The 22,867-nt window shown below is 71.7% G+C and carries 19 protein-coding genes; 12 read left to right on the top strand and 7 right to left on the bottom strand.

Going from position 1 to position 22,867, the window contains the following annotated elements; all coding sequences use genetic code 11:
* Positions 1 to 217: 217 nt before the first annotated feature.
* The 3 genes from IE109_RS30535 (at position 218) to IE109_RS30525 (ending at position 3,653) form a co-directional block, all read left to right on the top strand.
* Entirely contained in the window at positions 218 to 718 is a 501-nt protein-coding gene (locus tag IE109_RS30535; RefSeq protein WP_189554612.1) for a hypothetical protein, read from the top strand.
* Between the two features lie 10 nt (positions 719 to 728).
* Entirely contained in the window at positions 729 to 3,032 is a 2,304-nt protein-coding gene (locus IE109_RS30530) for a DUF6571 family protein (RefSeq protein WP_189554611.1), read from the top strand.
* A gap of 123 nt (positions 3,033 to 3,155) precedes the next feature.
* Positions 3,156 to 3,653, top strand: coding sequence for a hypothetical protein (locus tag IE109_RS30525; protein ID WP_189554610.1), 498 nt, complete (start codon positions 3,156 to 3,158; stop codon positions 3,651 to 3,653).
* A gap of 122 nt (positions 3,654 to 3,775) precedes the next feature.
* Here IE109_RS30525 and IE109_RS30520 read toward each other — a convergent pair whose 3' ends face one another.
* The 7 genes from IE109_RS30520 to eccB form a co-directional block, all read right to left on the bottom strand.
* Positions 3,776 to 4,078, bottom strand: a complete 303-nt coding sequence (locus IE109_RS30520; protein ID WP_189554609.1) for a WXG100 family type VII secretion target — start codon at positions 4,076 to 4,078, stop codon at positions 3,776 to 3,778.
* 75 nt (positions 4,079 to 4,153) lie between these two features.
* Positions 4,154 to 4,504, bottom strand: a complete 351-nt coding sequence (locus IE109_RS30515; protein WP_189554608.1) for a WXG100 family type VII secretion target — start codon at positions 4,502 to 4,504, stop codon at positions 4,154 to 4,156.
* A gap of 91 nt (positions 4,505 to 4,595) precedes the next feature.
* Positions 4,596 to 5,879 (bottom strand): S8 family serine peptidase, encoded by a 1,284-nt coding sequence (locus tag IE109_RS30510; RefSeq protein WP_189554607.1) that lies wholly within the window; start codon positions 5,877 to 5,879, stop codon positions 4,596 to 4,598.
* Between the two features lie 25 nt (positions 5,880 to 5,904).
* Positions 5,905 to 7,656 (bottom strand): hypothetical protein, encoded by a 1,752-nt coding sequence (locus IE109_RS30505; RefSeq protein WP_229891748.1) that lies wholly within the window; start codon positions 7,654 to 7,656, stop codon positions 5,905 to 5,907.
* A 6-nt stretch (positions 7,657 to 7,662) separates the two neighbouring features.
* A complete protein-coding gene (locus tag IE109_RS30500; RefSeq protein WP_189554606.1) occupies positions 7,663 to 8,100 on the bottom strand; it encodes a DUF2563 family protein in 438 nt (145 codons plus the stop codon).
* A gap of 121 nt (positions 8,101 to 8,221) precedes the next feature.
* Positions 8,222 to 9,478 carry a type VII secretion-associated serine protease mycosin gene (gene mycP, locus IE109_RS30495; protein WP_189554605.1) on the bottom strand — a complete coding sequence of 419 codons (1,257 nt, stop codon included), beginning with the start codon at positions 9,476 to 9,478 and terminating at the stop codon, positions 8,222 to 8,224.
* Between the two features lie 14 nt (positions 9,479 to 9,492).
* Positions 9,493 to 11,019: a type VII secretion protein EccB gene (eccB, locus tag IE109_RS30490; protein ID WP_189554604.1), complete on the bottom strand. Its 1,527-nt coding sequence runs from the start codon at positions 11,017 to 11,019 to the stop codon at positions 9,493 to 9,495.
* A 182-nt stretch (positions 11,020 to 11,201) separates the two neighbouring features.
* Between eccB and eccE the strand changes: the two genes are divergently transcribed.
* From eccE to IE109_RS30445, 9 genes are all read left to right on the top strand, one after another.
* Positions 11,202 to 12,536, top strand: a complete 1,335-nt coding sequence (eccE, locus tag IE109_RS30485) for a type VII secretion protein EccE (protein ID WP_189554603.1) — start codon at positions 11,202 to 11,204, stop codon at positions 12,534 to 12,536.
* On the top strand, positions 12,536 to 13,252 hold the full coding sequence (locus tag IE109_RS30480; RefSeq protein ID WP_189554602.1) for a hypothetical protein: 717 nt from the start codon (positions 12,536 to 12,538) through the stop codon (positions 13,250 to 13,252). The genes eccE and IE109_RS30480 overlap by 1 nt, the downstream gene beginning before the upstream one ends.
* A 328-nt stretch (positions 13,253 to 13,580) precedes the next feature.
* Entirely contained in the window at positions 13,581 to 13,814 is a 234-nt protein-coding gene (locus IE109_RS30475; RefSeq protein WP_189554601.1) for a DUF397 domain-containing protein, read from the top strand.
* Between the two features lie 414 nt (positions 13,815 to 14,228).
* Positions 14,229 to 16,943, top strand: coding sequence for an SCO5717 family growth-regulating ATPase (locus IE109_RS30470; RefSeq protein WP_189554600.1), 2,715 nt, complete (start codon positions 14,229 to 14,231; stop codon positions 16,941 to 16,943).
* Positions 16,944 to 17,145: 202 nt separating this feature from the next.
* Complete coding sequence (locus IE109_RS30465; RefSeq protein ID WP_189554599.1) at positions 17,146 to 18,969, top strand: ABC transporter substrate-binding protein; 1,824 nt, start codon at positions 17,146 to 17,148, stop codon at positions 18,967 to 18,969.
* A 3-nt stretch (positions 18,970 to 18,972) separates the two neighbouring features.
* Positions 18,973 to 20,004 carry an ABC transporter permease gene (locus IE109_RS30460; protein ID WP_189554598.1) on the top strand — a complete coding sequence of 344 codons (1,032 nt, stop codon included), beginning with the start codon at positions 18,973 to 18,975 and terminating at the stop codon, positions 20,002 to 20,004.
* Positions 20,001 to 20,885, top strand: a complete 885-nt coding sequence (locus IE109_RS30455; RefSeq protein ID WP_189554597.1) for an ABC transporter permease — start codon at positions 20,001 to 20,003, stop codon at positions 20,883 to 20,885. Before IE109_RS30460 ends, IE109_RS30455 begins: the two co-directional genes overlap by 4 nt.
* The gene (locus IE109_RS30450; protein WP_189554596.1) at positions 20,882 to 21,841 is read left to right on the top strand and encodes an ABC transporter ATP-binding protein; all 960 of its coding nucleotides are present in this window, start codon (positions 20,882 to 20,884) and stop codon (positions 21,839 to 21,841) included. The genes IE109_RS30455 and IE109_RS30450 overlap by 4 nt, the downstream gene beginning before the upstream one ends.
* Positions 21,838 to 22,806 (top strand): ABC transporter ATP-binding protein, encoded by a 969-nt coding sequence (locus IE109_RS30445; RefSeq protein ID WP_189554595.1) that lies wholly within the window; start codon positions 21,838 to 21,840, stop codon positions 22,804 to 22,806. The genes IE109_RS30450 and IE109_RS30445 overlap by 4 nt, the downstream gene beginning before the upstream one ends.
* The last annotated feature ends 61 nt before the right edge of the window (positions 22,807 to 22,867 follow it).

The following is a 22,867-nucleotide window of genomic DNA, read 5'->3' as shown; positions in this document are numbered from 1 at the left end:
GCGCGGCACTTCCAGCACCCGGAGGCGCACGAGCCGCCGGCGGCGTCGTTCGTGTGGCGGCGGGTGGTGCCGGCGGGTTCGGCGAATCGGCGGGCAGGCAGGCGATCGGTCTGCCGCGGCGGACGTCATGGACGTCGCTTGCCATGAGTCACCAGGCATCACCTAGGTTGAGCGCAATCGAACCGTCCATTCTGGTACCGGTGGAGGAGTCCTGCAGATGGCTTGGGACGAGTGGGAGCAATTGAAGGCGTCGGCGGCCGAGAGGGAGTCGTCGCGGATGCAGCTGAACGGGTTGCCGCCCGAGGACAGGCCCAACGCCGGCAACCCGCAGGGCGACCTCCAGGTGCACCAGAAGGACCTGGCCGCGATCGGTGACCACGCCTTCAAGCTCTACAACCGGCTGTGGAAGGAAGCCCGCGTCACCAGTACGGATTCCGCGGGGTCCGATCTGGCGTCGCAGGGGTTCGCCCTCGGCCAGGCGTTGCGGCACGTGTCGACACGGTGGGAGAAGCAACTCGGCTCCGTCATGGACGCGTGTGCGCTGATCTCGAACCACATGGACTTCACCAAGAACGCTCATGCGGGGGACGAGGTCTTCATCGAGCGGCATGTGAGCAGCATCCACACTCTGGACGCGGGCTTCGACGACGACTGGGCCAAGACCGGGGCGAGGAACTCCATCTACGGCGAGAAGGAAAAGAAGAAGGACGAGGGCTGAGGGACGTCTGATGGATTTCGAAGCCCTTCACTCGGCCAGTTTCAAGCTCCTCGACGACACGGTCGGCGACTGGACGAGCATGCTGACCAGACTGGCGGAACTGAAGAAGGATGCCCAAGAGGGCCTCCACAGCCGGGCCACCAAGGCCGACTGGGCCGGCTACAACGCCACGGTGTCGCGTGAGTTCATCGGCAAGACGGCCGGCGAGTTCGGTGACGCCGTCGTCCAGGCGACGTCCATCCGGAACATCATGCGGGACACCCGGGACGAGCTGAAGACGCAGCAGCGGCTGCTCAAGGAAGCCATCGAGCGTGGCCGGGGAAAGAATCTGACGGTATCCGCGAACGGCGGCGGGTTCACCGTACGGGAGAACCCCGACAAGAAGGCGCCGGGCGGGCAGACGGACGTTGATGCCCTGCGTGACGAACTGCAGGGCATCCTGAACAAGGCAACGGAGATCGACACCACCGCTTCCACCGCCCTCAAAGCGCTGGTCGACCTCACCGACCACGGCTTCTCGGACGCGTCGTACAAGAACCGGGACGAGGCGGCGAACGCGGTGAAGGAGGCGGAGCGGCTCGCCGCCCTGGCCAAGAAGAAGCCGGAGGACCTGACCCCTGGGGATTTCGACGCTCTCAGATCGGGGCTGGAGAAGTACTCGGGTGACGAGATCTTCGCGGAGCACTTCGCGACCACTCTGGGGCCGAAGGAGACGCTCACCTTCTGGGCCGGGATCAACGATCCCCGTGCGGCGTACCAGGTCGGTCACGAACGTGTGGACCAGTACGACGAGCTCCAGAAGCACCTGAGCCTGACTCTCGCCACGGCCTCCCAGGCCGACACTCCCGAGATGTCCCGCTGGAAGTACGACATGGTCAGTGCCGGGGACCAGCCCATCTCCAAAAACAGCACCACCATGGGCTTCCAGGTCATGAGCAACCTCATGCGCTGGGGTAATTACGACGACCGCTTCCTGACTGATTACGGAAGCAAGCTGATCGAGACCGAGAAAAAGCTGTCCGACAACGGTCGTCACGTACCCATGGCCTGGCAGCACATGGGTATGGACCCGTACCTCAACCGGACAGGCTCCGATTCCGGCTCGGATCCCATGACCGGCTTCCTCAAGGCGCTGTCCAACAGTCCGGATGCGGCCACCGACTTCTTCAACGGCGACTTCGTCACCAAGGACGAGGACCACGAGTTCGAAGAGGACGCCGACGGCAACGGCAAGAACGAGAAGCGGGCGCTGAGCAACTTCGACTACCTCTTCGAGGAGCGCGACTGGCCCCAGGAGCGGGACGGCGAAGGCGAGGACAGCATCGAAGGCCGGAACAACCTGGCTATGGCGCTGGAGGCCGCGACCACCGGACATCCGGCGGGCGAACTGCCGACGGAGGACACACCGCCGCACAACCCGGGGCAGGCGAAACTCATGGAGAGCCTGGTGGCGTCGATCTCCGAGGACAACAAGCGCCTTACGGAACGCGGGTACATGTCCGACAGCATCGGTCAGATCGCGTCCGAGTACCTGCCCGACATCAACAGGGCCACCACGGACACCAACCCCGCTCCCGACGCCACGCAGACCGAGAAGGAAGCCCGCGCCCGGATCCAGAAGCTGTTCCCCGTGGCCGGCAGCGAGGCGGTGATGGACCACAGGGATGTGTCCCGGTTCCTCCTCACGGTCGGACAGGACCCTGAGGGGTACGCCGCGGTCGAGGTCGGCCAGAAGGCGTACATGGCCAATCTGATGGACTACCACCTCAACCCCGGCCTTCCCGCGGACCAGCGCTACAGCGACGACAAGCAGCTGCTGGTCAGCGAGATCGCCCATGCCTCCAGCGAGGTCTCGGGAACGCTCAACGTCGGCAGGCAGGAAGCGGTGGCCGGGCCGGCGGCGGAATCGGACAAGAAGTACGAGCAGTCCGTGGCGCAGTGGAAGAACGCCGTCTCCGGCGGGATCGGGACCGGAATCGGCGTGGGCGTCTCGTTCATCGCGAGCCCGGCCGTGGGTGCCGCGGTCGGTGGTGGTGCCGGCACCGTGAGCAGTCTGATCCTCGAAGAGCTCTTCCAGGACGCCGAAGGCAGCGCCAAGGAGGCGGCCGGAGCGAAGATGGGCGAGGACTGGGAGAACGGTCTGGACGCCAACATCAAACACACCCAGAACGCGGCCGCCGAAGCGGCGAAGGCGCATCGCCTGCCCGAAGAGGGCGACATCGCCGAGTGGGCGCGCACGGGGGCCCGGGACGGCTACCAGCACGGCGGCGACTTCTCGGGCCGTGTGGCACCGGAGCTCCAGACCGACATCTGACGGGGAGCGCACACCGCGGGCCCGGTTCGGCCGGGTCCCCGGTACCCCGCCACCTCATCCGGAAGGACCGTGAATGTGAACCCGAGCGCAACGAGCCGCATGGCGCGAACGCTGGGAATCCAAGTGAGCTTGGCCTCGGTGGTCCTGCTCACGGTGTCGTGTTCCTCGCCGTCGCGCGAGTACGCGGTTCCGACCGACCTTTGCGGGGTCCAGGTGCCGGTTTCGGCGCTGGAGCCCGTCCTGCCCGCCGGGGACGGCGTCAGCCTCCATCCGTCGGCAGTGGGAGGAAACAAGCGCTGCCGGCTGCACGTCGACGGTGAGTCGGTGCTGTCCACCAGCATCGAGCCCTGGGAGAAGGACGCATCGGCACAGGACGTCGCGCGGGTGGCCCTCGAAGTGGAGCCCGGTGACACCCAGAGCGAGGACCGCCGGTTCCTCTACTCGAAGAAGGGCGCCGTGGGACGTGTCATCTGCCCCGGCGGGAACGCTGCGGAGCGATCCCTCTGGGCGACGGTCAGGGTGACGCACGACGACGCCACCGAGGTCGAGATGAAGACCCTCATCACCGCATTCGCCGACGCCGTCGCGGCGTCCGGTGAGTGCGGGCAGGTGGTGGGCTGACGCGTCCGGCACGGCTCACGCCAGACGGCCGGCCTGGCACCCAGGCCGCTCCCGGCGGCGCAGAAAACGGGGTGGGCACCCCTCGCGCGTGCCCACCCTGTACTGCTTCCTGTACGCGCTGCTTACGCGAAGTAGCTGGCGGCCTTCTTGTCGCCGCCCATGTAGTCACCGCCGGCGCGCGCGACGACCTGGCCGATCTGCATGAGGGCCTGGTGGATGTCCGCGGCTTCCTTGTCCCACTTCATCTGCTCCTGGACGTAGGCGGTGTGCGCCTCGCCCTCCCAGCCCGCGGCCACGGTGGCCATGGCCGTCTTGATGTCGCGCAGGTCCTCCTCAAGCTTCTTGGCCTGGTTTCCCAGCGTGGTCGCCGCCACGTCGAGGCCGTCGTACTTGACGACGAGCTCGTCGCCGGAGTTCATGCCCATGATTCCCTCGTCTCACCTGTTGTTGACATTCGGCGTGCGTGCGCTTCCCCCGCGGTCGTCCGCGGGCGAGCGCCGCTAGAAGCTGCTGATGCTCGACTTCGGAGCAGCGGTGCCGACACCGAGATCGACGTTGATGCTCTGCACCGCGGCGAGGACGTCGTCCTCCGTGCCGTCCTTGATCTTCCTGGAGGCGCTCAGGCCCTCCAGGAAGTGCGCCAGGATGTTGCCGAGACGCACCATGGAGGTGTTGATCTCCTGCTGCTTCGTGTTGAAGGCCCCGGCGCCGATGCCCTTCCACTGGCCTTCCAGGCTGTCGATCGTGCCCTGGATCTGCTGGAGCTGGCCCTTGATCGAGTTGAACTTCTCGAAGAGGTGCTTCTCGAGCTGGATTACTTGGTGGTCCGAAAGCCGCTGGCCCTGTGACACGGTTGCGTTTCCCTTCTTGACTACGGTTGCAGGTCGCTGAGTTGCGCTTCACCGGGTGGTGAAAGGTGAAGTCCGATACGCGCGGGTGGGTTCACGCGCTGCGCCGCCGGCGCGCGACGGCGAAGGCCGCTCCCGCGACGACGACAACGGCTGCGGCACCGCCGATGACGAGCCCGGCGTTGCCCCCGCCGCCGTCCGCACCCGCCTTCTCGCTGGAGCCCGCCACGGCGGCGTCCGAGCCGGGCTTGCCCTTCGGGGCCTGTGACGAAGCTGGTGCGGAAGGTGCGGGTGAGGTGGCCGAGCCGGCTGTGACGCCTCCGACCTTCTCGTTGGTGAGCGGGCTGATGTCCGGCGCACCGGGCTTGCCCAGGCCGCGGTTGATGTGGGCACCGGGCCGGACGATGCCGTGTCCGAGGAAGTTGCTCACCGTGCCGGGCTTCCAGTCCTTGCCCCGGCCGGCGGACTCGAACATGACACGGAGGACCTGGTTGCCGGTCCACTCGGGGTGCTTGGACCAGATCAGGGCGGCGGATGCGGAGGCGATGGCGGTGGCGGCGCTGGTTCCGCCGTTGCCGTCGCAGTAGGCGTCGAGCTTCTCGTCGCACCAGCCGGGGATGTCGTCGGCCGGGGCGGCGATATCGACGAAATCACCGTGCTGCGAGTAGTCGGACACCTCGCCGTCAGTGCTCGATCCGGCAACAGCCACAGCTTCGGGGTAGCTGGCGGGGTATTGGGGCTTGTTGCCCTTCTTGGCGCTGTTGCCGACGCCGGCGAAGAGCAGCTTGCCCTTGCCCTGTGCGTACTCCACGGCGTCACGCTCTTCGGAGCTGTAGAACTCGCTGCCCATCGACACGCTGATGATTTTGGCGTCGCTGTCCGCGGCAGCGCGAATCGCCTCTTGCATGTCGAAGGCGTTCACCTTCTCCTTGTTCTGGAGCTCGGTGTCCGACACACGCAAGGGAATGATCTTGGCGCCGGGTGCCAGCCCCTTCAGGCCACCGCCCTTGCCGGTGCCCGCGATGAGTTCGGCCATCGACGTCCCATGCCCGTCGAAGTCGTCCGTGGCTTCGCCCTTCACGCCGGTGAGGTCTCGCCCGCCGAGCACCTGTCCCTGGAGGGAAGGCGTCGTGGGGTCGACACCACTGTCGATGACCGCCACCTTGATGCCCTCGCCGGTGGCGCTCTTCCAGATCTCATCGGCCTTCATGGCGTCCAGGTACCACTGCCGCGACTGGGGGTCGGTGATCGTCGCCGCCGTGGCGGTCCCGCTCATGATCACTGCCCAAGCGGCGGTCGCGGCAGCGGCGCAGAGCATTCTGTGTCGACGGCCGTACAGCCCTGCGCGCTTGGATACGTGGCTCACTGCTGGCGTCATCCTGACTTCCGAATCTTTCGAGTTGCTAGTCGATCACCGGGGGCACTGCGCCTCGCCGTCGGCCTGCCCAGGTCTGCTCGTCTTCGGTCAGGTAGTCGGGGCGGGCGGAGCCGGTCTGGTCCTGCGTCTCGCCCCGGGCCGGGCGCCCGGTGCCTCCGGTGCCCGTCACCGCGCCCCGCGGGGTACCGACCACGCCGTTCACGCTGGGCGTGCCACGTCCCGTGGGACGGGCCGAACCGCCCGCCGGCTGGGCACCGATGACGCCGGACTGACCGGGCCTCGCGGCCGGGGAACGGCCGGTGGTTGCACTCTCCCCACCGACGACCGTTCCCCGGGGGGTGCGTGAGCCGGTTGAGCCGGTTGAGCCGTTCGTGGCCCGTTGCGGCGTACCGCCGACGATCCCGTTCGAGTGACCGGGGCGAGCGGTGCCGGGGGCGCTCTGGCGTCCGCCTGCGCCCTGCGCGGGCGCACCGGCTCGGCCGGTCACAGGTGTACTACCACCCGACATACCGGCACGACCCGCGGCAGGGGTGCCCGTGATGCCGGGACGGCCGACTGCCGGACCGGAACGACCTGTCGACGAAGCGGGACCACTGGTGGGCGCGGATCGTCCCACCGCCTGGCCGGGACGCCCCGTCTGGGCGGTACCACCGGGTCCGGTGACAGGGGGCCGGCCGGCCGTGTATTTGCCCGGTCCGCCGGCCGCTCGGGCGGTGCCCGGTGTCCCCTGGGCGCGTGCGGGCGTCGGTCGGGCACCGAGGTTCGTCAGCACGGGAGGGGTGCTGCCGGTGACCGGCCCGGTCGGGCCGGTCTGCACCGGCTGCGGTGCGGGTCCCGTGGCGGGTGCCGGAGCGGTGGGCGCGATCACGCTGTCGATCGTCATCGCCGGACTGGATCCGGCCACCTGCCCCGGACGCACGAGGTTCTCCGTCGCCGCCGGCGCACCCTCGCCGACGCCGCCGGCGGCACGTCCGACAACCGCTTCTGCCGCGGCCGGCCTCGCCATGCCTCCCGCCCCACTGGCGTCCGCGCGGCTTCTACCCGGGTCGAAGTGGCCCGACGGCCTGGGCACCGCCGCGTTCACCGGCTTCGGCATCGGCGGGGGGTCCTCGGAGGCCAGTGTGGTCGCCGACACCGCGTAGAAGGACGCCAGGCGGTTCATCTGGTTGATGGCTTCCTGGCGGTCCTTCTCCACCTCCAGCGCCTTGCGGTACTCGGGGTTGTCCTGCGTGCGCTCGGGGAGGGCGAAGTCGTCGGGCTTCTTCTGCACGAGGCGGCTGTCGCGCGGGGGCTTGGAGTTGCGGACCGAGGTGAGGCCGGTGCTCGCGACCTTCATCTGGGCACCCACGGCGTTGGCGAAGGTGCCGAGGCCGTAGGTGTAGGTGACCAGTTCCGCGCCGTACGCGCGGAAGCTCTCGGCGCCCTCGCCCTTCCAGTCGATCGACGCGACGGACGCGGCCAGCTCTTTCGCGGCCTCGTTGAGAGCCGTCCTGGCCTTCTCCAGGCTCTCGCCGGCGTTCTCCAGGTCGGCCGGGTTCGCGCTGTCGAGCAGGTCGAGCATCGCGTTGAGCGGCGCGTTCTCGAAGTTGGTCGTGCCGAAGAGGCTGACCCCGGGGCCACGGCCGAAGATGCCGTCGACCAGGTCGGATGCCTTCTCCATCATGTCCGTGGCGGCGAACCGGCCGTGGATCTGCTTCTCGTCCGTCTGCTGCTCTTGCTGAACCTCTTTCGCCTGCTGCTCGGGCGTCAGTGGCTTCGGCTGCTTCTCTTCACTCATCGGTGATCACCCCAGGTCCGTCGTGCCACTGGTCGCGTCGTGGCGTTCGGGCCGAGCGCCCTTGTCCTTCGCCTTCTCCGGCTCCGACGCGGCGTCCCAGTCCTTCTTGAGGCGGGCCTGGATCTGGTGGAAGCGGTAGCGCTCCTCTTCCTCCACGTTGTCGTAGCCGACGTCCGCCGCGTGCACGGCGATGCGCAGCAGCTCGATCTGGTCACCGAGGGACTTCGACAGCTGAACGAGGGCCGTGTGGACGCGGTTGTACTGGGTGTAGAAGCCGTCCGCCTCGTCGAAGCGCATGCCGACGCCGAGGGAGCCACGGGTCACCCGCTCCAGGGCGACCTGGCGGCTGCCGCCAGCTCCTCCTTCGAGCTCCGCCAGGAGGGTGTCCACCCGGCTCCGGAACTTCTTCAGCGCGCCCACTCCGCGCTCGAGGTCACCCGCCATGGATGCCCCCGTACCGCACTACCTCGAGCACAGTGCTCAATCCTCCCCGTTGACTTCCGCCGACACTCGGTGTCGTGGTCACTCTAGTCACTGGCCAAGACAGCCCCAAGCGCCTTGCCCGTCACGGCACTTCCGTCCCGTGCGGCCGCGACCTGGCCATCCGTGCCGCACGGCGACGGGAGTCGCGCAGGGCCACCGCGGTGCCGGTGATGGCGGCGACCAGGACGCCGGCACCGATCATGACGTACGTCGCGAGGCGGGCGTTGCGCTGGTCCGGGGTCTCGCCGAGGTGGAGCCTCGCGGGGGTGGGGGCTTCGGCGCGGGTGACCCCCTCGTGGGCGACGGGGGCCTCGATGGGCTTGTCGTCCTCGGTGAGGGCACGTACCGGGTCGACGACGCCCCAGCCGACGAGGCGGTCGTGGCCGGCGACCGACCGTTCGGCGGTCTGCTGGATCTGGGCGACGATCTGCTTGCGTGTCCAGTCCTTGTGCTTGGCCTTGATGAGGGCGGCCAGGCCCGCGACGTACGGGGCGGAGAAGCTGGTGCCGTTGTCCGCGCAGTGGCCGCCGCCGGGGACGGTGGAGACCATGTCGACGCCAGGCGCCGCGACCCCGACGAAGTCGCCGGACTGGGAGAAGGGCGCCCGTTCGTTGTTGCGGTCGGAGGACGCCACGGCGAGGACCCCGTCGTACGAGGCGGGGTAGGTCCGCTTGACGTTGCCGCCCAGGCCGTCGTTGCCGGCCGAGGCCACGACGACGATCTGCTCGGCCAGCGCCTCGTTCACCGCCTCCTGCAGTTCGGGGTCGGGCTCCACGGCCTTGGCGGTGTCCTGCGAGATGTTGATGACGTCGGCGTCCTCGGCGATGGCGTGCCTGATGGCGGTCGCCAGGGTCTCGGCGGTGCCGTGGCCCTCGGCGTCGTTCTGCTGGACGGGGATGATCGTGGCGTCGGGGGCGAGTCCCACGAAGCCGGTGCCCTTGGCGGGGCGGGCGGCGATGATGCCGGCGACCTTGGTGCCGTGGCCCACGGTGTCGGTGGTGCCGTCCTCCTTGCCGCGCTCGATCTTGTTGCCGTTGTCGTCCTCGATGTCCTTGGGGAGCAGGTTGATCCCACTGCCGGTGTCCACGGCCCTGGTCAGCTGCGGGTTCTTGACGTCGACTCCGGTGTCGATGACGGCGACCCGCACGCCCTTGCCGGTGGACTGCTTCCACAGTTCGTCCAGCAGGACGCGCTGGAGGGACCAGGGCCGTCCTTCGTAGGGCTTGCCCGGGAAGGTGCACTGGGTGCCGTCGGCCGCGGCGGGGCCGGCGGGTACGGCCACGAGGGCGAGCGCGCCGGCGGTCGCGGCGGTCATCAGGCGTCGGTACGGGGAGGTCATGTGCGCACCGGTCCTCAGGAGCCCTGCGGCTGACGCGCGGCCCCGGTGGACAGCCGTGGGCCGGTGGGGAGGAAGGCCGACCAGGCCGCGGGGACCGGTACGGGGTCGACGCCCTTGTAGCCGAGGCGGTTCTGGGCCTGCTGCGCCTCGAGCTGCCGTGCCCGCTTCTCCTCCTGGGAGCCGGAGGACCCGATGCCGGAGTCGCCCGTGGCGGTGTCGCCGTTGGACTGCATGGCGTAGCGCAGGCCGGTGTCGGTGACGAGGAAGACGAAGCCCGAGTGCGTGGTGGACCCCTTGAACTGGCGGAACAGCTGGCCCGAGCCGGGGGTGACGTAGGCGCTGCTGGAGCCGGTGGGCAGGGTCGCGGGGAAGTCGGTGCCCGCCCAGGTGCTGAGCGCGGTCGTGCCGGTGTCGCGGTCCACCTCGCGCAGTACGTTGCACACGGTGTTGCGGCTGCCCTCGGCGATGCCCGCCTCGTTGACGGGCTTCGGGGCGGAGCGGGGCCACTTCCTGTCCTTGCCGAACGCCTCGCCCGGCTCGAACGTACCGGGGTGGACCGACTTGGCCTGGCCGGCCTGGCCCAGGTCGATCAGGGCGCGGCTGTTGAGCAGGAGCTTCGCCATGAAGTCGGAGACCGGGGCGACCCGTCCCTCCAGGACGACGTAGTGCTGCCGCCCCGTCCCGTCGTTGGAGGTGAGGACCATGCCGACCTTGTCGTCGTCGGCGTCCATGCGTCCGGGGACGCCGGCGGGTTCGCCGACCCGGCCGGGAACGGTGGGGAAGGTGATGGTGTCGCCCTTGTGGAGGGTGTCGAGCCAGGCGGCGGAGACCCGTTGGGCGGCGCGGCCCTGGCCGACGAGCTGGCGCAGGAGGAGTTCGTCCTTCTCCACGGGGTACGCGGTGCCGCCGGCGTCGACGACGTACCGGGCCTTGTCGGGGCCCTCGACGTAGAGCAGTTCCCCGCCGCGCAGGCGGTTCGCTCCCTCGGTGCGGTCCTTCTCGCGGTCGGCGAAGACGAACGCGGCCTTCTGGATGGCCCGGCCGCCCGCTCCCGGACGCTCGCAGACCGCCCACCGCTTGGCGGCGCCGGCCTCCTTGGGCTCGGGCAGCCGGTCGGGGGCGTAGGGGATGCCGAGGGTGGCGCCGTGCGGGATCCTCCCGCTGTCGAGCACCGACTCGTCGACGTTGATGATCTTTTCCTTGTCGGGGTTCAGCAGGAGGCGGGCGGACGACATGTTCAGGACCGGGTGGAGCTGCGTCTTGCCGCCGGTCTTCAGCACCACGTAGCGGGTGGTCGACTTGCTGGCGATGATGACGTTCTCGCCCGGGGTGTCCCACTGGCGCGGCGCCACCGGCTTGAACATGCCCCAGGCGGCGAAGACGGCGAGGATGACCACCCCGGCGATGACCCCCGGCAGCACCGCGCGCAGCGGGCGCGGGGCACCTTCCTCCGACCCGGTGGTGTTCGGCTGCACGAACTGCGCAACGAGCCTCCGCTTTGCGAAGGTGTAGGCGTTGAGTTCGTCCCGTCGTGATGCCATTTGTCCGCTGCCCCTCATCCCCTCTGGGCGCCCAGGTTCCCACACGCACGGAAACCCCTCGCCGTGGCGCCGCGCACTACTATGCCTGCCGGCGCCCGACTCCCCTTGCTCAGGTAGGGTGATCGCCCGGTCAACGCCCATGGGATTCTTGGCGAACGCGGACACGAGGGGGCAACGCGGCGATGGGTACGGCGACGCGCGCGCGCAATGGGCGGACATCCGGACGGGCACCCGACCGTTCCCGACGGCAACGGAGTAACGCCCAACCCACGCACCCGGTTCCGGCCGCCCCCGCGACGGTGGTCCTGCGCCCCTTGACCACCACCGCCCGCGTCGGCCCCGTCCAGCTGTGGCAGTTGGTGCTGGTGGAGGCGGCGCTGGCCCTGGCGGCGGTCGGTGTCGCCCTCGGCGGGCTCTGGCTCGTCCCCACGTGCGCCGTCGCCTTCCTGCTGGTGCTCTTCGCCGTGGTCCGCCGCAGGGGCAGGGCACTTCAGGACTGGCTGTCCACGGCCCTCGCCCTGCGCGCGCGCAGGCGCGGCGCCCCGGCCCCCCGCCCGGACTCCGACCCCGCGCTGGCCGGCGTCGCGGAGAGCGTGCCGGGCTTCCGGCCGTACCCGTACGTCGACCGGACCCGCCGTACCGTCGGCATGCTCGGCGACGGCACCTTCCTGACGGCGGTGGTACGCGTCGAGACCCACGGCACCGGGCTGCGCCCCGCCTCGGGCGCCCGCGCGCTGCCGCTGTCCGTCCTGGGCGACGCCCTCAGGGTCGACGACATCGTCGTGGAGTCGGTTCAGCTGGTGCAGCAGGTGCGCCCGGCTCCCGCTCCGCACCTGCCGCAGCAGGCCGTGGCCCGTCTCTCCTACGCCCCTTTGCACGAGCGGACGGGGGCTCCCGCGCTGCGTATGACGTGGGTGGCGGTCAAGCTCGACCCGGAGCTCTGCCCGGAGGCGGTCGAGGCGCGGGGCGGTGGGCTCGAGGGCGCGCAGCGCTGCCTCGTGCGCGTGGCGGACCATGTGGCGAGCCGGATGACCGGAGCGGGGTTCCAGGCGGTGGTCCTCGATCAGGAGGAGCTCAACTCCACGGTGGCCACGGCCTCCTGCGCGAATCCCCGCCTGGCGGCGCGGGCGTCCCGGCCCGGCGCGGCACCCCAGCGCCGTACGGCCGAGACGTCGCGCGTCTGGCGGTGCGACGACCGGTGGCACACCACGTACGCGGTCGGCCGCTGGCCGGAGCTGGGCCGGGGCGCGACACCGCTGCCCACGCTGGTCTCCCTCCTCACCTCCGTCCCCGCGTACGCGACCACCGTCGGCTTCACCCTCCGCCGGGGCGCGCGCCAGGGAACGATGGACGTCCTCAGCCACATTCGCATCACCGGCGGTTCCGACACCGAACTCGTGGGCGTACGCCGGGCACTGGAGCAGGCGGCCCGCTCGGCGAAGGTCGGCCTGCGCCGGCTGGACCGGGAGCAGTTGCCGGGCTTCCTCGCGACGCTGCCGCTGGGGGGTGCCCGCTGATGGCCCGCACCCCTTCCGTACGCGGCCTGCGCGGCCTGTTCGGCCCGGACCACGCGGGCCACAGCGTGGCCGCCGACCACCTGGGCGTCCTGGCCCTGCCGGTCGGGGACGACGGCGTGGTGATCGGCGACGACGCGGAGGGCCGCCCGCAGCTGATCGGCTTCCACCGCTCGACGCCCTACGACGTCCTCCTGATCGGCGGCCTGTGGACCGCGCAGGTACTGGCCCTGCGCGCGGCCGGCACCGGGGCGCGGGTGGCGGTGGAGACGGGTCGCCCCCACGAGTGGACGGCCCTCGCGCAGTCGGCGGGCGCCGGGCTGGAGTGCGTCACCCTCCACGACGTGGGCCGCGTCCCGCCCCTGGGCGCGACCGTGGGCAGCCCGGTCGTCGTGGTGCGCGACTGCGGCATGCGGCCACCCCGGGGGCGCGTGGTGTCGTCGCCGTGGCAGTCCGTCCTGACGCTGCTGCCCTACCTGAGCCCGGTGGCACCCCGGCTGATGCGGATGTCCACGCTCGTGGGCGTCCAGCGCGTCTCGCCCGAGGAGGCGCAGCAGATCGGCCGGATACTGGGCCTGCACCGGACCGAGACGGAGGCGCTGCCGACCCTCGCGGACGGCGTGACCCTCTGGTGCGCCGGACGCGAGCACCACTGGGTGATGACCACCGCCACGGACGCCGAGTCCGGCCTCCTGGGCATGCCCCGCCGGATCGACTGAACCGCGGGGCTCACTCCCCCGGGTGACGTGGGTCCACGGCGGACGTGACACCCTCGCGGACGGTCCCGGCGGTCGGCGCCACGGACGGGCACGCCCGCGCGTGCGCCGACGCGCGGCTGCGGCGTCGCGCGGGCGCGCGGCCCACGTCGCGCGGACGCGGGAGCGCGGGGACCGATCGTGGGCCGATCCGCGGAAGCGCTCCGTCCACCGGGGCCGGGCTGACCTAGGATACCGATGGTGACGCTTGGGGCACAGCCAACTACGCGCCGCCACGGGGCGTTTGCATGGCGCCCCTTGTTCCAGCCGGCCATGAGCGAAGGGAACCGCGATGGGCACCGCAGAGGAGAAGGACGCGCTGTACGCACTCGACATCTCCGGGGTCGAATGGCACGGCGCCCCGGGCACGAGCGCGGACGAGGAGCGCGTGGAGATCGCCTACCTTCCGGGTGGAGCCGTCGCCATGCGCTCGTCCCTGGACCCGGACACGGTCCTGCGGTACACGGAGGCCGAATGGCGGGCGTTCGTGCTCGGGGCGCGTGACGGCGAGTTCGACCTGCGCTGACCCCCGGTACCGAGGGCCCTTGCGCGTACGTACGGGGTGGCGGGCGCCCTGCCGGGAGGGCCGGCGGCGCCACGGCGGCCCGGACGCGGTCGGGCCGGGGCGAGACCGGATCGTCGGAACGCGTACCGGCCCGGCGGGGCACTCCCGTTGCGGCGGAATGCAAGGGTTTGCCGGGCTCTGCTCCTCACGCTCCGCCCCGACCGGGTCACCTGGGGACAGTACGCGCGGCGCGGGGCGCGGGGCCGTGACGGGCGGGCCTGCCGGGCGGGTGGTGTTGGCGATTAGGGTGGGTGGGGGCGCGGTGCGGACGTGCGGGCATGTCGCCGCGTCCCGGGGGGAGAGCCGGGCCGATCGGAACAACGGTGGCCCCCACCCACGACGGCACAAGGGTGCTCGACCACACCAGGAGGCAAAGTGAACGGCGATCGGGACGACATCCACGGGAGCTGGAGCATTCCCGTCGAGGAGTCCGACGCGGATCCCGCCGAGATGACGGGTGAGTTCACCATCGACTACACCCCGCCCGCCTGGTACACGCAGAACGCGGGCGAGTCGTCGTCGGGCGGCGGGACACCGGCCGCTTCGCCGGCCGCGCCTCCCCCGCCTCCGCAGGGAGCGACACCGGTGGCCGTGCCGGAACCCGGCGCGCCGCAGAGCGGTGACTCCGAGCCGTGGAGCCCCGGCACCCAGGCCCCCACCCAGGCGCCCGCCCCTGCTCCTGCTCCTGCTCCTGCTCCTGCTCCTGCTCCTGCTCCGGTTCACGCGCCGGTCGATCCGCCCGTTCCCCCGGCAGCCCCCGAGGCCACGCCGGTCGCCGCCGGTCCCGCCCCGGCCGGGGACGCGGCGCCGGAGGCCGTGCCGTCCGAGGCCGCGCCGTCCGCGCAGGGGGCGGCGGACGAGGTTCCGCAGCCGTTCGGGGGCGGTGACGTGGAGAGCGGCGCGACCATGCGCTTCTCCCCCGCGGCGTTGAAGCGGGAGATGGCCGAGATCGCGGAGCGGGAGGCGGCGGCGTCCGCGGAGGGGGCCGGCGACGCTCCCGAGGCCCCGAGGGCGGACGAGGGCCGGGGCGCCGGGGACGGTGCCCCGGCGGTCGGCCCGGGCGACGCCACGGGCACGGACGCGGCCGGTGAGGCCGGCGCGCCCGGAGCCGGGGCGGACGGCGAGCCCCAGGAGGCACCGGCCGCCTCGGGACCGGTGGCCGCCGCGGCGCCCGGGGGTGTCCTTCCGCAGGACGGCGTACCGCAGCAGGTCGCCCCGCCGGTGCCCGGGCCGGCGCAGGCGTGGGCCCAGCCGCCGGCCCAGCAGGGGCCGGGACTCCCGCCGCTGCCGCCCGCGTTCCAGCCGGCCGGGCCGACGGGTGCGCCGACGGGTGCGCCGCAGTGGCCGGCGCACATGCCCGCAGCCCCGGCTCCGGCCCCGGCCCCGGAGCAGCAGCCGGCTCCGTACGCGCCCGCCGCGCCGCTGCCGCCGCAGGCCCCCCACGGCGGCTACGGTTTCCCGCATCCGGCACAGCCCCAGCCGCAGGCGCCGGGGCAACAGCCCCAGGGCGGCTACGGTTTCCCGCACCCGGCACAGCCCCAGCCGCAGGCGCAGCCCCAGCCGGGGGCGCCCGCGCCGCAGGGCGGGTACGGGTTCCCCCCGCCCCCGCAGCCCCACGCGCACCAGCAGCCCCCACAGCCGCAGCCGCCCCAGCAGCCGCAGTACGAGCAGCCCCATCCGCAGCAACTCCCCCCGCAGCAGCCGCCCGTCGACCCCCGGAGCGGGGGCGCCTGGCCCACGTCCGTCACGCACGACCAGCGCGAGCGGTCCGTGCCCGGGGCGCCACTCGGCTACACGGCGGCCGTCGAGCTGTCGTCCGACCGCCTGCTGCGCAACAACAAGCAGAAGGCCAAGTCGAGCCGCAACCCCTCCGCCGCGGCGCGCTTCAAGCTGGGCGGCAAGAAGGAGGAGGCCGAGCGACAGCGGAAGCTGGAGCTGATCCGTACGCCGGTGCTGTCCTGCTACCGGATCGCGGTCATCTCCCTCAAGGGCGGCGTCGGCAAGACCACGACGACCACCGCCCTCGGCGCCACCCTCGCGACCGAGCGGCAGGACAAGATCCTCGCGATCGACGCCAACCCGGACGCCGGCACGCTCGGCCGGCGCGTGCGCCGCGAGACCGGGGCCACGATCCGCGACCTCGTCCAGGCGATCCCGTACCTCAACTCGTACATGGACATCCGCCGCTTCACCTCGCAGGCGCCCTCCGGACTGGAGATCATCGCCAACGACGTGGACCCGGCCGTCTCGACGACGTTCAACGACGAGGACTACCGGCGGGCGATCGACGTCCTGGGCAAGCAGTACCCGGTCATCCTCACCGACTCCGGCACCGGCCTGCTGTACAGCGCGATGCGCGGCGTGCTGGACCTCGCCGACCAGCTCATCATCATCTCGACCCCGTCCGTCGACGGTGCGTCCAGCGCGTCGACGACGCTCGACTGGCTGTCCGCGCACGGGTACGCCGAGCTGGTGCAGCGGTCGATCACGGTGATCTCGGGGGTCCGCGAGACCGGCAAGATGATCAAGGTTGACGACATCGTGCAGCACTTCGAGACGCGCTGCCGCGGGGTGATCGTGGTGCCGTTCGACGAGCACCTGGCGGCCGGCGCCGAGGTGGACCTCGACATGATGCGGCCGAAGACGCGGGAGGCCTACTTCAACCTGTCCGCGATGGTCGCCGAGGACTTCGCGCGGGCGCAGCAGGCGCAGGGGCTGTGGACCGGTGGCGGCCAGGGCTCCATGCCGCCGCAGATGGCACCGCCGGTACCCGGCCAGCCCGCACCCGGCGGGCCGTACCCGCCGCAGCAGCCCGCACCCGGCCAGCCGTACCCGCAGCATGGGTGGCAGCCCTACCAGCAGCCCGGCCGGCCCATGCCTCCGGCACAGCATCCCCAGCAGGCTCCCCCGGCGCATCAGCCGCACCAGCCGCCCCACCCCCACCAGACACAGCAGCCGCACGGCCCCCAGGACCAGCAGCACGCCCAGCAGCCCCCGCATCCGCAGCAGCAACCACAGCCGCAGCCCGGCTGGCCGCAGCAACCGCCGCAGCAGCAGCCTCCGCAGGCGCCGCCGGCCCCTCAGCAGTAGCGCGGCAGAGGACTGGACCAATGAGGGTCCGCACCGCGACCACGGTGCGGGCCCTCACTCGAATCCCCGCAGCACACACCGGGTTTGACGCACCGTCAACACTTCGGTGACGCTTCGGTGACGCATCGTTGACGCGGTTCCGTCCCCGCTGGTAGACCTTCGCATCACCAGTCGGCGCCCCGAGATCGACGAGGTCAACCTCATGGTCACCACGGCTCCACACCGCTCCCTCCGCCTGCTCCTCGCCTCAGCCGTCGCCGTCACCCCACTCGCCATCGGCCCCACGGCCCGGGCCGCCGGGGGCGAGGCGGACGGCGGCGACGGCAACACCGTCCTCACCGTCGCCGTCTCGCAGAGTGTGGACTCCCTGAGCCCCTTCCTCGCCCAGCGGCTCGTCTCCACCAGCATCCACCGGCTCACGTACGAGTACCTGACCAACTACGACGCGAAGGACGCGCGCACCATCCCCGGCCTCGCCACCTCGTGGAAGTCGTCGCCCGACAAGCTGACGTGGACGTACACGATCCGGGAGAACTCCAGGTGGTCGGACGGCAGGAGGGCCACCGCCGAGGACGCCGCGTGGACGTTCACCACGATGATGACGGACGAGAACGCCGCCACCGCCAACGGCAGCTTCACCGCCAACTTCGAGAAGGTCACCGCGCCCGACCCGCGGACGCTGGTCATCAAGCTCAAGAAGCCGCAGGCCACCATGACGGCGCTCGACGTCCCGATCGTGCCCAAGCACATCTGGGAGAAGGTCGGCGACTTCTCGAAGTTCAACAACGACAAGCGGTTCCCGATCGTCGGCAACGGCCCGTTCGTGATCACCGACTACAAAGTCGACCAGTACGTGAAGCTCAAGCCCAACAAGACGTTCTGGCGTGGCGCGCCCAAGTTCGACGAGCTGGTGCTGCGCTACTACAAGGACGGTGACGCGGCGGTCGCCGCCCTCCGCAAGGGCGAGGTGTCCTTCGTACCGAACCTCACCCCCGCCCAGGCCACGGCCCTGAGGTCCGCCGAGAACATCAAGGTGAACGACGCGCCCGGGCGCCGGTTCTACGCCCTCGCGACCAACCCCGGCGCCCGCGCGAAGGACGGCGGGAAGTTCGGCAGCGGCCACCCCGCGCTGCTCGACCCCGCCGTCCGCAAGGCGCTGTTCCACGCCGTGGACCGCGGGACGATCGTGGACAAGGTCTTCCAGGGCCACGCCGTGGAGGGCGAGGGCTACATCCCGCCGCGCTTCGGCACGTACTTCTGGAAGCCGGCGGCCGCCCAGCGCATCGGCCACGACCCCGCCAAGGCGGAACAGCTCCTCGACCAGGCCGGATACCGGAGGAACGGCAGCGGCAAGCGCGTCGGCAAGGACGGCAGGGCGCTGGACTTCCGGATCCTGTGCCACGCCACCGACCCCAACGACAAGGCGGTCGGCAAGTACCTCCAGGAGTGGTGGGGCGAGCTGGGCATCGGGCTGAAGGTCGACTGCCTCGACAACGTCTCCGACCCCTGGGCGAAGGGCGACTACGACCTCGCCTTCGACGGCTGGTCGGTCAACCCCGACCCCGACTTCGTCCTCTCCATCCACACCTGCGCCGCGCTCCCCGCCACTCCCAAGGACACCGGGGCGACCGACAACTTCATCTGCGACAAGCGGTACGACGAGCTGTACGCCAGGCAGGCGGTCGAATACGACCCGGCCGAACGGGCGGACCTGGTCAAGCGGTTGCAATCGCGGCTGTACGACACGGGGTACATGAACGTCATGGCGTACCCCAACGCGGTGGAGGCGTACCGCACCGACCACATCGCGTCCATCACCACGATGCCGGCCGACGGGGGCAACATCTACGGCCAGGACGGCTACTGGAGCTGGTGGTCGGCGCGGCCGGCCGCGGCGAGCGGTGACGGGGACTCCGGCTCCTCCACCGGCGTGTGGCTGGTGCTCGGTCCGGCCGCGGCGGTGCTCCTCGCGGTGGGCGTCCTGGTCGCGGTGCGCCGCCGCTCCACCGCCGACGACCGCGAGTAGCCGATGACGACGACGGTCGGCTCGCCCGCCGGGGCGGCGCGGCGCCCGGGCACGACGGCGACCGCCTATCCGCGCTACCTGGCGGGCAGGCTGGGCGGCGCTGCCGTCTCCCTCCTCGCCGTGCTCGTCACCAGCTTCTTCCTCTTCCGCGTCCTCCCCGGCGACCCGGTCAAGGCCATGACGCGCGGCGTGCCGACGTCCGCCGGACAGATGGCCACGCTGCGCCGGCAGTTCGGGCTCGACCTGCCGCTGTGGCAGCAGTTCACGGACTACTGCGCCAAGGCGCTGACCGGCGACCTCGGCACGTCGTACCAGTTCCGGGCACCGGTCGGCGAGCTGATCGCGGACAAGCTGCCCGCGACGCTCCTGCTCACCGGCGTCGCGGTCGTCCTGTACTCGGCGGTCGGCCTGTGGCTCGGCACCCGGTCCGCGTGGCGCCACGGCGGCCTCGGCGACAAGCTGAACACGGGTGTCGCCCTCACCCTGTGGTCGGTGCCGTCGTTCTGGCTCGGGCTGCTGCTCATCATCGTGTTCTCGGTGGGTGTGGGCCCGGTCCCCGGCCTGTTCCCGACCGGCGGCATGGAGTCGGGGGACGAGACGGGCCCCGCGTACGTCCTCGACGTCGCCCACCACATGGTGCTGCCCGTCCTCACGCTGGTCGCGGTCGGGTACGCGCAGACGCTGCTGGTGATGCGCGCCTCGCTGCTCGACGAGATGGGCGGCGACTACCTGACGACCGCGCGGGCGAAGGGCCTCCGGGACGACCTGGTACGCCGCAGGCACGCCGTGCCCAACGCGCTGCTGCCGACCGTCACCATGATCTTCATCAACCTGGGGCACGTGGCCGCCGGATCGATCCTCGTCGAGACGGTGTTCTCGTGGCCGGGCCTCGGCGGGCTGTTCTACCAGGCGCTGTCCGTGCCCGATCTGCCGCTCGTCCAGGGGCTGTTCGTGGTCTTCGCCGGCGCGATGATCGTGATGAACCTCCTCGCCGACCTGCTGTACCCGCTGCTCGACCCCCGGGTGGGCCGATGACTTCCCTGACGTGGACCAGGCGACGCGCGTCTGCGGCACGCTTCTGGCGCCAGTACCGGCGGCAACGGGCCGGGGCGTACGGGCTCGTTGCCCTCGCCCTGATCGCGCTCGTCGCGCTCACGGCCCCGCTGCTCGTCGGCGGGGACGTGCGGAGCGTGACCGACGCGCCCGGTACGGCGCTGGAGGCGCCGAGCGGCCGGTTCCCGCTGGGCACCGACCAGTTCGGGCGGTCGCTGCTCGGGCTCCTGCTGTGGGGTGCGCGCGTCTCGCTCGCCGTGGGGCTGCTCGCGGCGGCGCTGTCCGTCGCCATCGGCACCCTGATCGGCATCCTGGCGGGGCACTACGGCGGCTGGTTCGCCACGCTCGCCATGCGCGTCACCGACTGGTTCCTGGTGATGCCTTCGCTGGTGCTGGCGATCGTGCTGGCGACGGTGATGTCGCGGAGCGTGTGGACGGTCGTCCTGGCCATCGGCATCACCAGCTGGCCCACCACCGCCCGCCTCGTCCGCGCCCAGACGATCGCGGTGGAGTCCCGCCCGTACATCGAGCGCGCCAGGGCGCTCGGCGGCGGCCACGGGCACGTCATGAGCCGCCATGTGCTGCCCAACGTCATGCCGCTGGTGCTGTCGCAGACCACGCTGTGCATCTCCACCGCGATCCTCACCGAGGCCACGCTGGCCTTCCTCGGACTGGGCGACCCGACGGTCGTCTCCTGGGGCGGCATGCTCCAGGACGCGCGGGAGGCGGGCGCGGTCTCGTCAGGGCACTGGTGGTACCTGGCGCCGCCCGGGATCGCCATCGCGGTCGTCGCCCTCGCCTTCACCCTGTGCGGGCGGGCGATCGAGTCGGTACTCAACCCCAAGCTGGGAGCGGGCCGTTGAGCCTCCTCACGATCAGGGACCTGCGTGTCACCTACGGAACCGGCACCGCCGCCGTGCGCGGTGTCGACCTGACCGTCGCGGCGGGACGGAAGCTGGGCGTCGCCGGCGAGTCGGGCTGCGGCAAGTCGACCCTGGCGCTCGCGCTGCTGCGGCTGTTGCCGCCCACCGCCCGGCTGACCGGCGAGATCCTGCTCGACGGCGAGGACGTCCTGACCATGAAGTGGGGGCGGCTGCGCGCCGTACGGTGGGCGGGCGCGTCGATCGTGTTCCAGGGCGCGATGCACTCGCTCAACGCCGTGCACCGGATCGGCGACCAGATCGCCGAGCCCCTCCTCGTCCACCGCCGGGCCACTCCGAACGCGGCCAGGGAGCGGGTCGGCACACTGCTGGAGCAGGTGGGGCTGCCGGCCGCCCGCGCCTCCGCCTATCCGCACGAGCTGTCCGGCGGGCAGCGGCAGCGCGTGATGATCGCCATGGCGCTGGCGTGCGAGCCCCGGCTGATCGTGGCCGACGAGCCGACCACCGCGCTCGACGTGATGATCCAGGCGCAGGTGCTGCGGCTGCTGGAGCGCCTGGTCACCGAGCAGGACATCAGCCTGGTCATGATCAGCCACGACCTGGCCGTCCTGGCCGACACCTGCGACCGGCTGGCGGTGATGTACGCGGGCCGGGTCGTCGAGGAGGGCCCGGCGCGGGACGTCTACGACGCGGCCCGCCACCCCTACGGCCGGGCGCTGTCCGCCGCCTTCCCGCGCATCGGCGACCCCGCGTCGCGGCTCGCCCCGCGCGGCCTGCCCGGCGACCCGCCGGACCCCGCCGCGCTGCCGCCGGGCTGTACGTTCCACCCGCGCTGCCCGGTCGCGCTGCCCACGTGCGCGTCCCAGGACCCGCCCCTGGCCCCGGCGGCACCCGGACACCGCGCGGCCTGCGTCCTGACGACCGGGAGCCCCGCATGAACCCCCTGCTGACCGCCTCCGGCCTGCACGTCACCTTCCCCGGCCGGCGCGGCGGCCCGTCCGCCCGCGCCGTGGACGGGGTCCACCTGGACATCGGCGCCGGCGAGATCGTCGCGCTCGTCGGCGAGTCGGGCTGCGGCAAGACGACCCTGGCGCGGGCGCTGCTGGGCCTGGTCCGCCCCACGTCCGGCTCGGTCGGCTTCGCCGGGGCGCCCCTCTCGTACGCCTCGCGCGACCTGAAGACCTACCGGCGGCGGGTGCAGCTGGTGCTCCAGGACCCGAGCGGCTCGCTCAACCCCCGGCACACGGTGTACGACGCGGTCGCCGAGGGCCTGCGCATCCACCGGTACGCCGGGGACGAGCGCGCCGCCGTCGCCGCCGCCCTCTCCCGCGCCGGGCTGCGCCCCCCGGAGCGGTTCTTCCTGCGCTACCCGCACGAGCTGTCGGGCGGTCAGCGGCAGCGCGTGGTGATCGCCGGGGCGCTGGTACTCGAACCGGAACTCCTCGTCGCGGACGAGCCGGTGGCGTCGCTGGACGCGTCGGTACGCGGCGAGATCCTCGCCCTCCTGCTGCGCCTGCGCGACGAGCTGGGCCTCGCCGCGCTGATCGTCACGCACGACCTGGGCCTGGCGTGGAACATCGCCGACCGGGTGGCCGTGATGTACCTGGGCCGCATCGTCGAGACGGGCACGGTGGAGGAGGTCCTGTCGGCGCCGCGCCACCCGTACACGCGTGCGCTGCTCTCCGTGCTCCCGGAATCCGGTGCGGAGCCGGTGGTCCTCGCGGGCGAGCCGCCGGACCCTTCCCGGATCCCGGCGGGGTGCCGCTTCCACGCCCGGTGCCAGGTGCTGGCCTCCGGGGAGGCGGACCGCGCGGGCGTGTCCTCCGCGTGCCGCACGCGGGACCTCCCGCTCCTGGACGGCCACGGCCGTGCGGCCGCCTGCCACGTGCACGGCACGCCCTGACGTCCCATCCACGACCCGCGGTCGGCCTCCGGCCGGGGCGGGCACAACGGGGGGGCAGGGG

The organism is Streptomyces lavendofoliae, assembly GCF_014649735.1.
In the GTDB taxonomy this organism is placed as follows: Bacteria; Actinomycetota; Actinomycetes; order Streptomycetales; family Streptomycetaceae; genus Streptomyces; species Streptomyces lavendofoliae.
Note: the sequence above shows the minus strand (reverse complement) of the source record. Positions and strands in the feature narration are given on the sequence as shown.

Coding starts and splice junctions, on each gene's coding strand:
- IE109_RS30535 (WP_189554612.1), top strand. CDS start 218: ATGGCTTGGGACGAGTGGGAGCAATTGAAGGCGTCGGCGGCCGAGAGG.
- IE109_RS30530 (WP_189554611.1), top strand. CDS start 729: ATGGATTTCGAAGCCCTTCACTCGGCCAGTTTCAAGCTCCTCGACGAC.
- IE109_RS30520 (WP_189554609.1), bottom strand. CDS start 4,078: ATGGGCATGAACTCCGGCGACGAGCTCGTCGTCAAGTACGACGGCCTC.
- IE109_RS30510 (WP_189554607.1), bottom strand. CDS start 5,879: ATGACGCCAGCAGTGAGCCACGTATCCAAGCGCGCAGGGCTGTACGGC.
- IE109_RS30505 (WP_229891748.1), bottom strand. CDS start 7,656: ATGAGTGAAGAGAAGCAGCCGAAGCCACTGACGCCCGAGCAGCAGGCG.
- IE109_RS30500 (WP_189554606.1), bottom strand. CDS start 8,100: ATGGCGGGTGACCTCGAGCGCGGAGTGGGCGCGCTGAAGAAGTTCCGG.
- mycP (WP_189554605.1), bottom strand. CDS start 9,478: ATGACCTCCCCGTACCGACGCCTGATGACCGCCGCGACCGCCGGCGCG.
- eccB (WP_189554604.1), bottom strand. CDS start 11,019: ATGGCATCACGACGGGACGAACTCAACGCCTACACCTTCGCAAAGCGG.
- eccE (WP_189554603.1), top strand. CDS start 11,202: ATGGGTACGGCGACGCGCGCGCGCAATGGGCGGACATCCGGACGGGCA.
- IE109_RS30480 (WP_189554602.1), top strand. CDS start 12,536: ATGGCCCGCACCCCTTCCGTACGCGGCCTGCGCGGCCTGTTCGGCCCG.
- IE109_RS30475 (WP_189554601.1), top strand. CDS start 13,581: ATGGGCACCGCAGAGGAGAAGGACGCGCTGTACGCACTCGACATCTCC.
- IE109_RS30465 (WP_189554599.1), top strand. CDS start 17,146: ATGGTCACCACGGCTCCACACCGCTCCCTCCGCCTGCTCCTCGCCTCA.
- IE109_RS30460 (WP_189554598.1), top strand. CDS start 18,973: ATGACGACGACGGTCGGCTCGCCCGCCGGGGCGGCGCGGCGCCCGGGC.
- IE109_RS30455 (WP_189554597.1), top strand. CDS start 20,001: ATGACTTCCCTGACGTGGACCAGGCGACGCGCGTCTGCGGCACGCTTC.
- IE109_RS30445 (WP_189554595.1), top strand. CDS start 21,838: ATGAACCCCCTGCTGACCGCCTCCGGCCTGCACGTCACCTTCCCCGGC.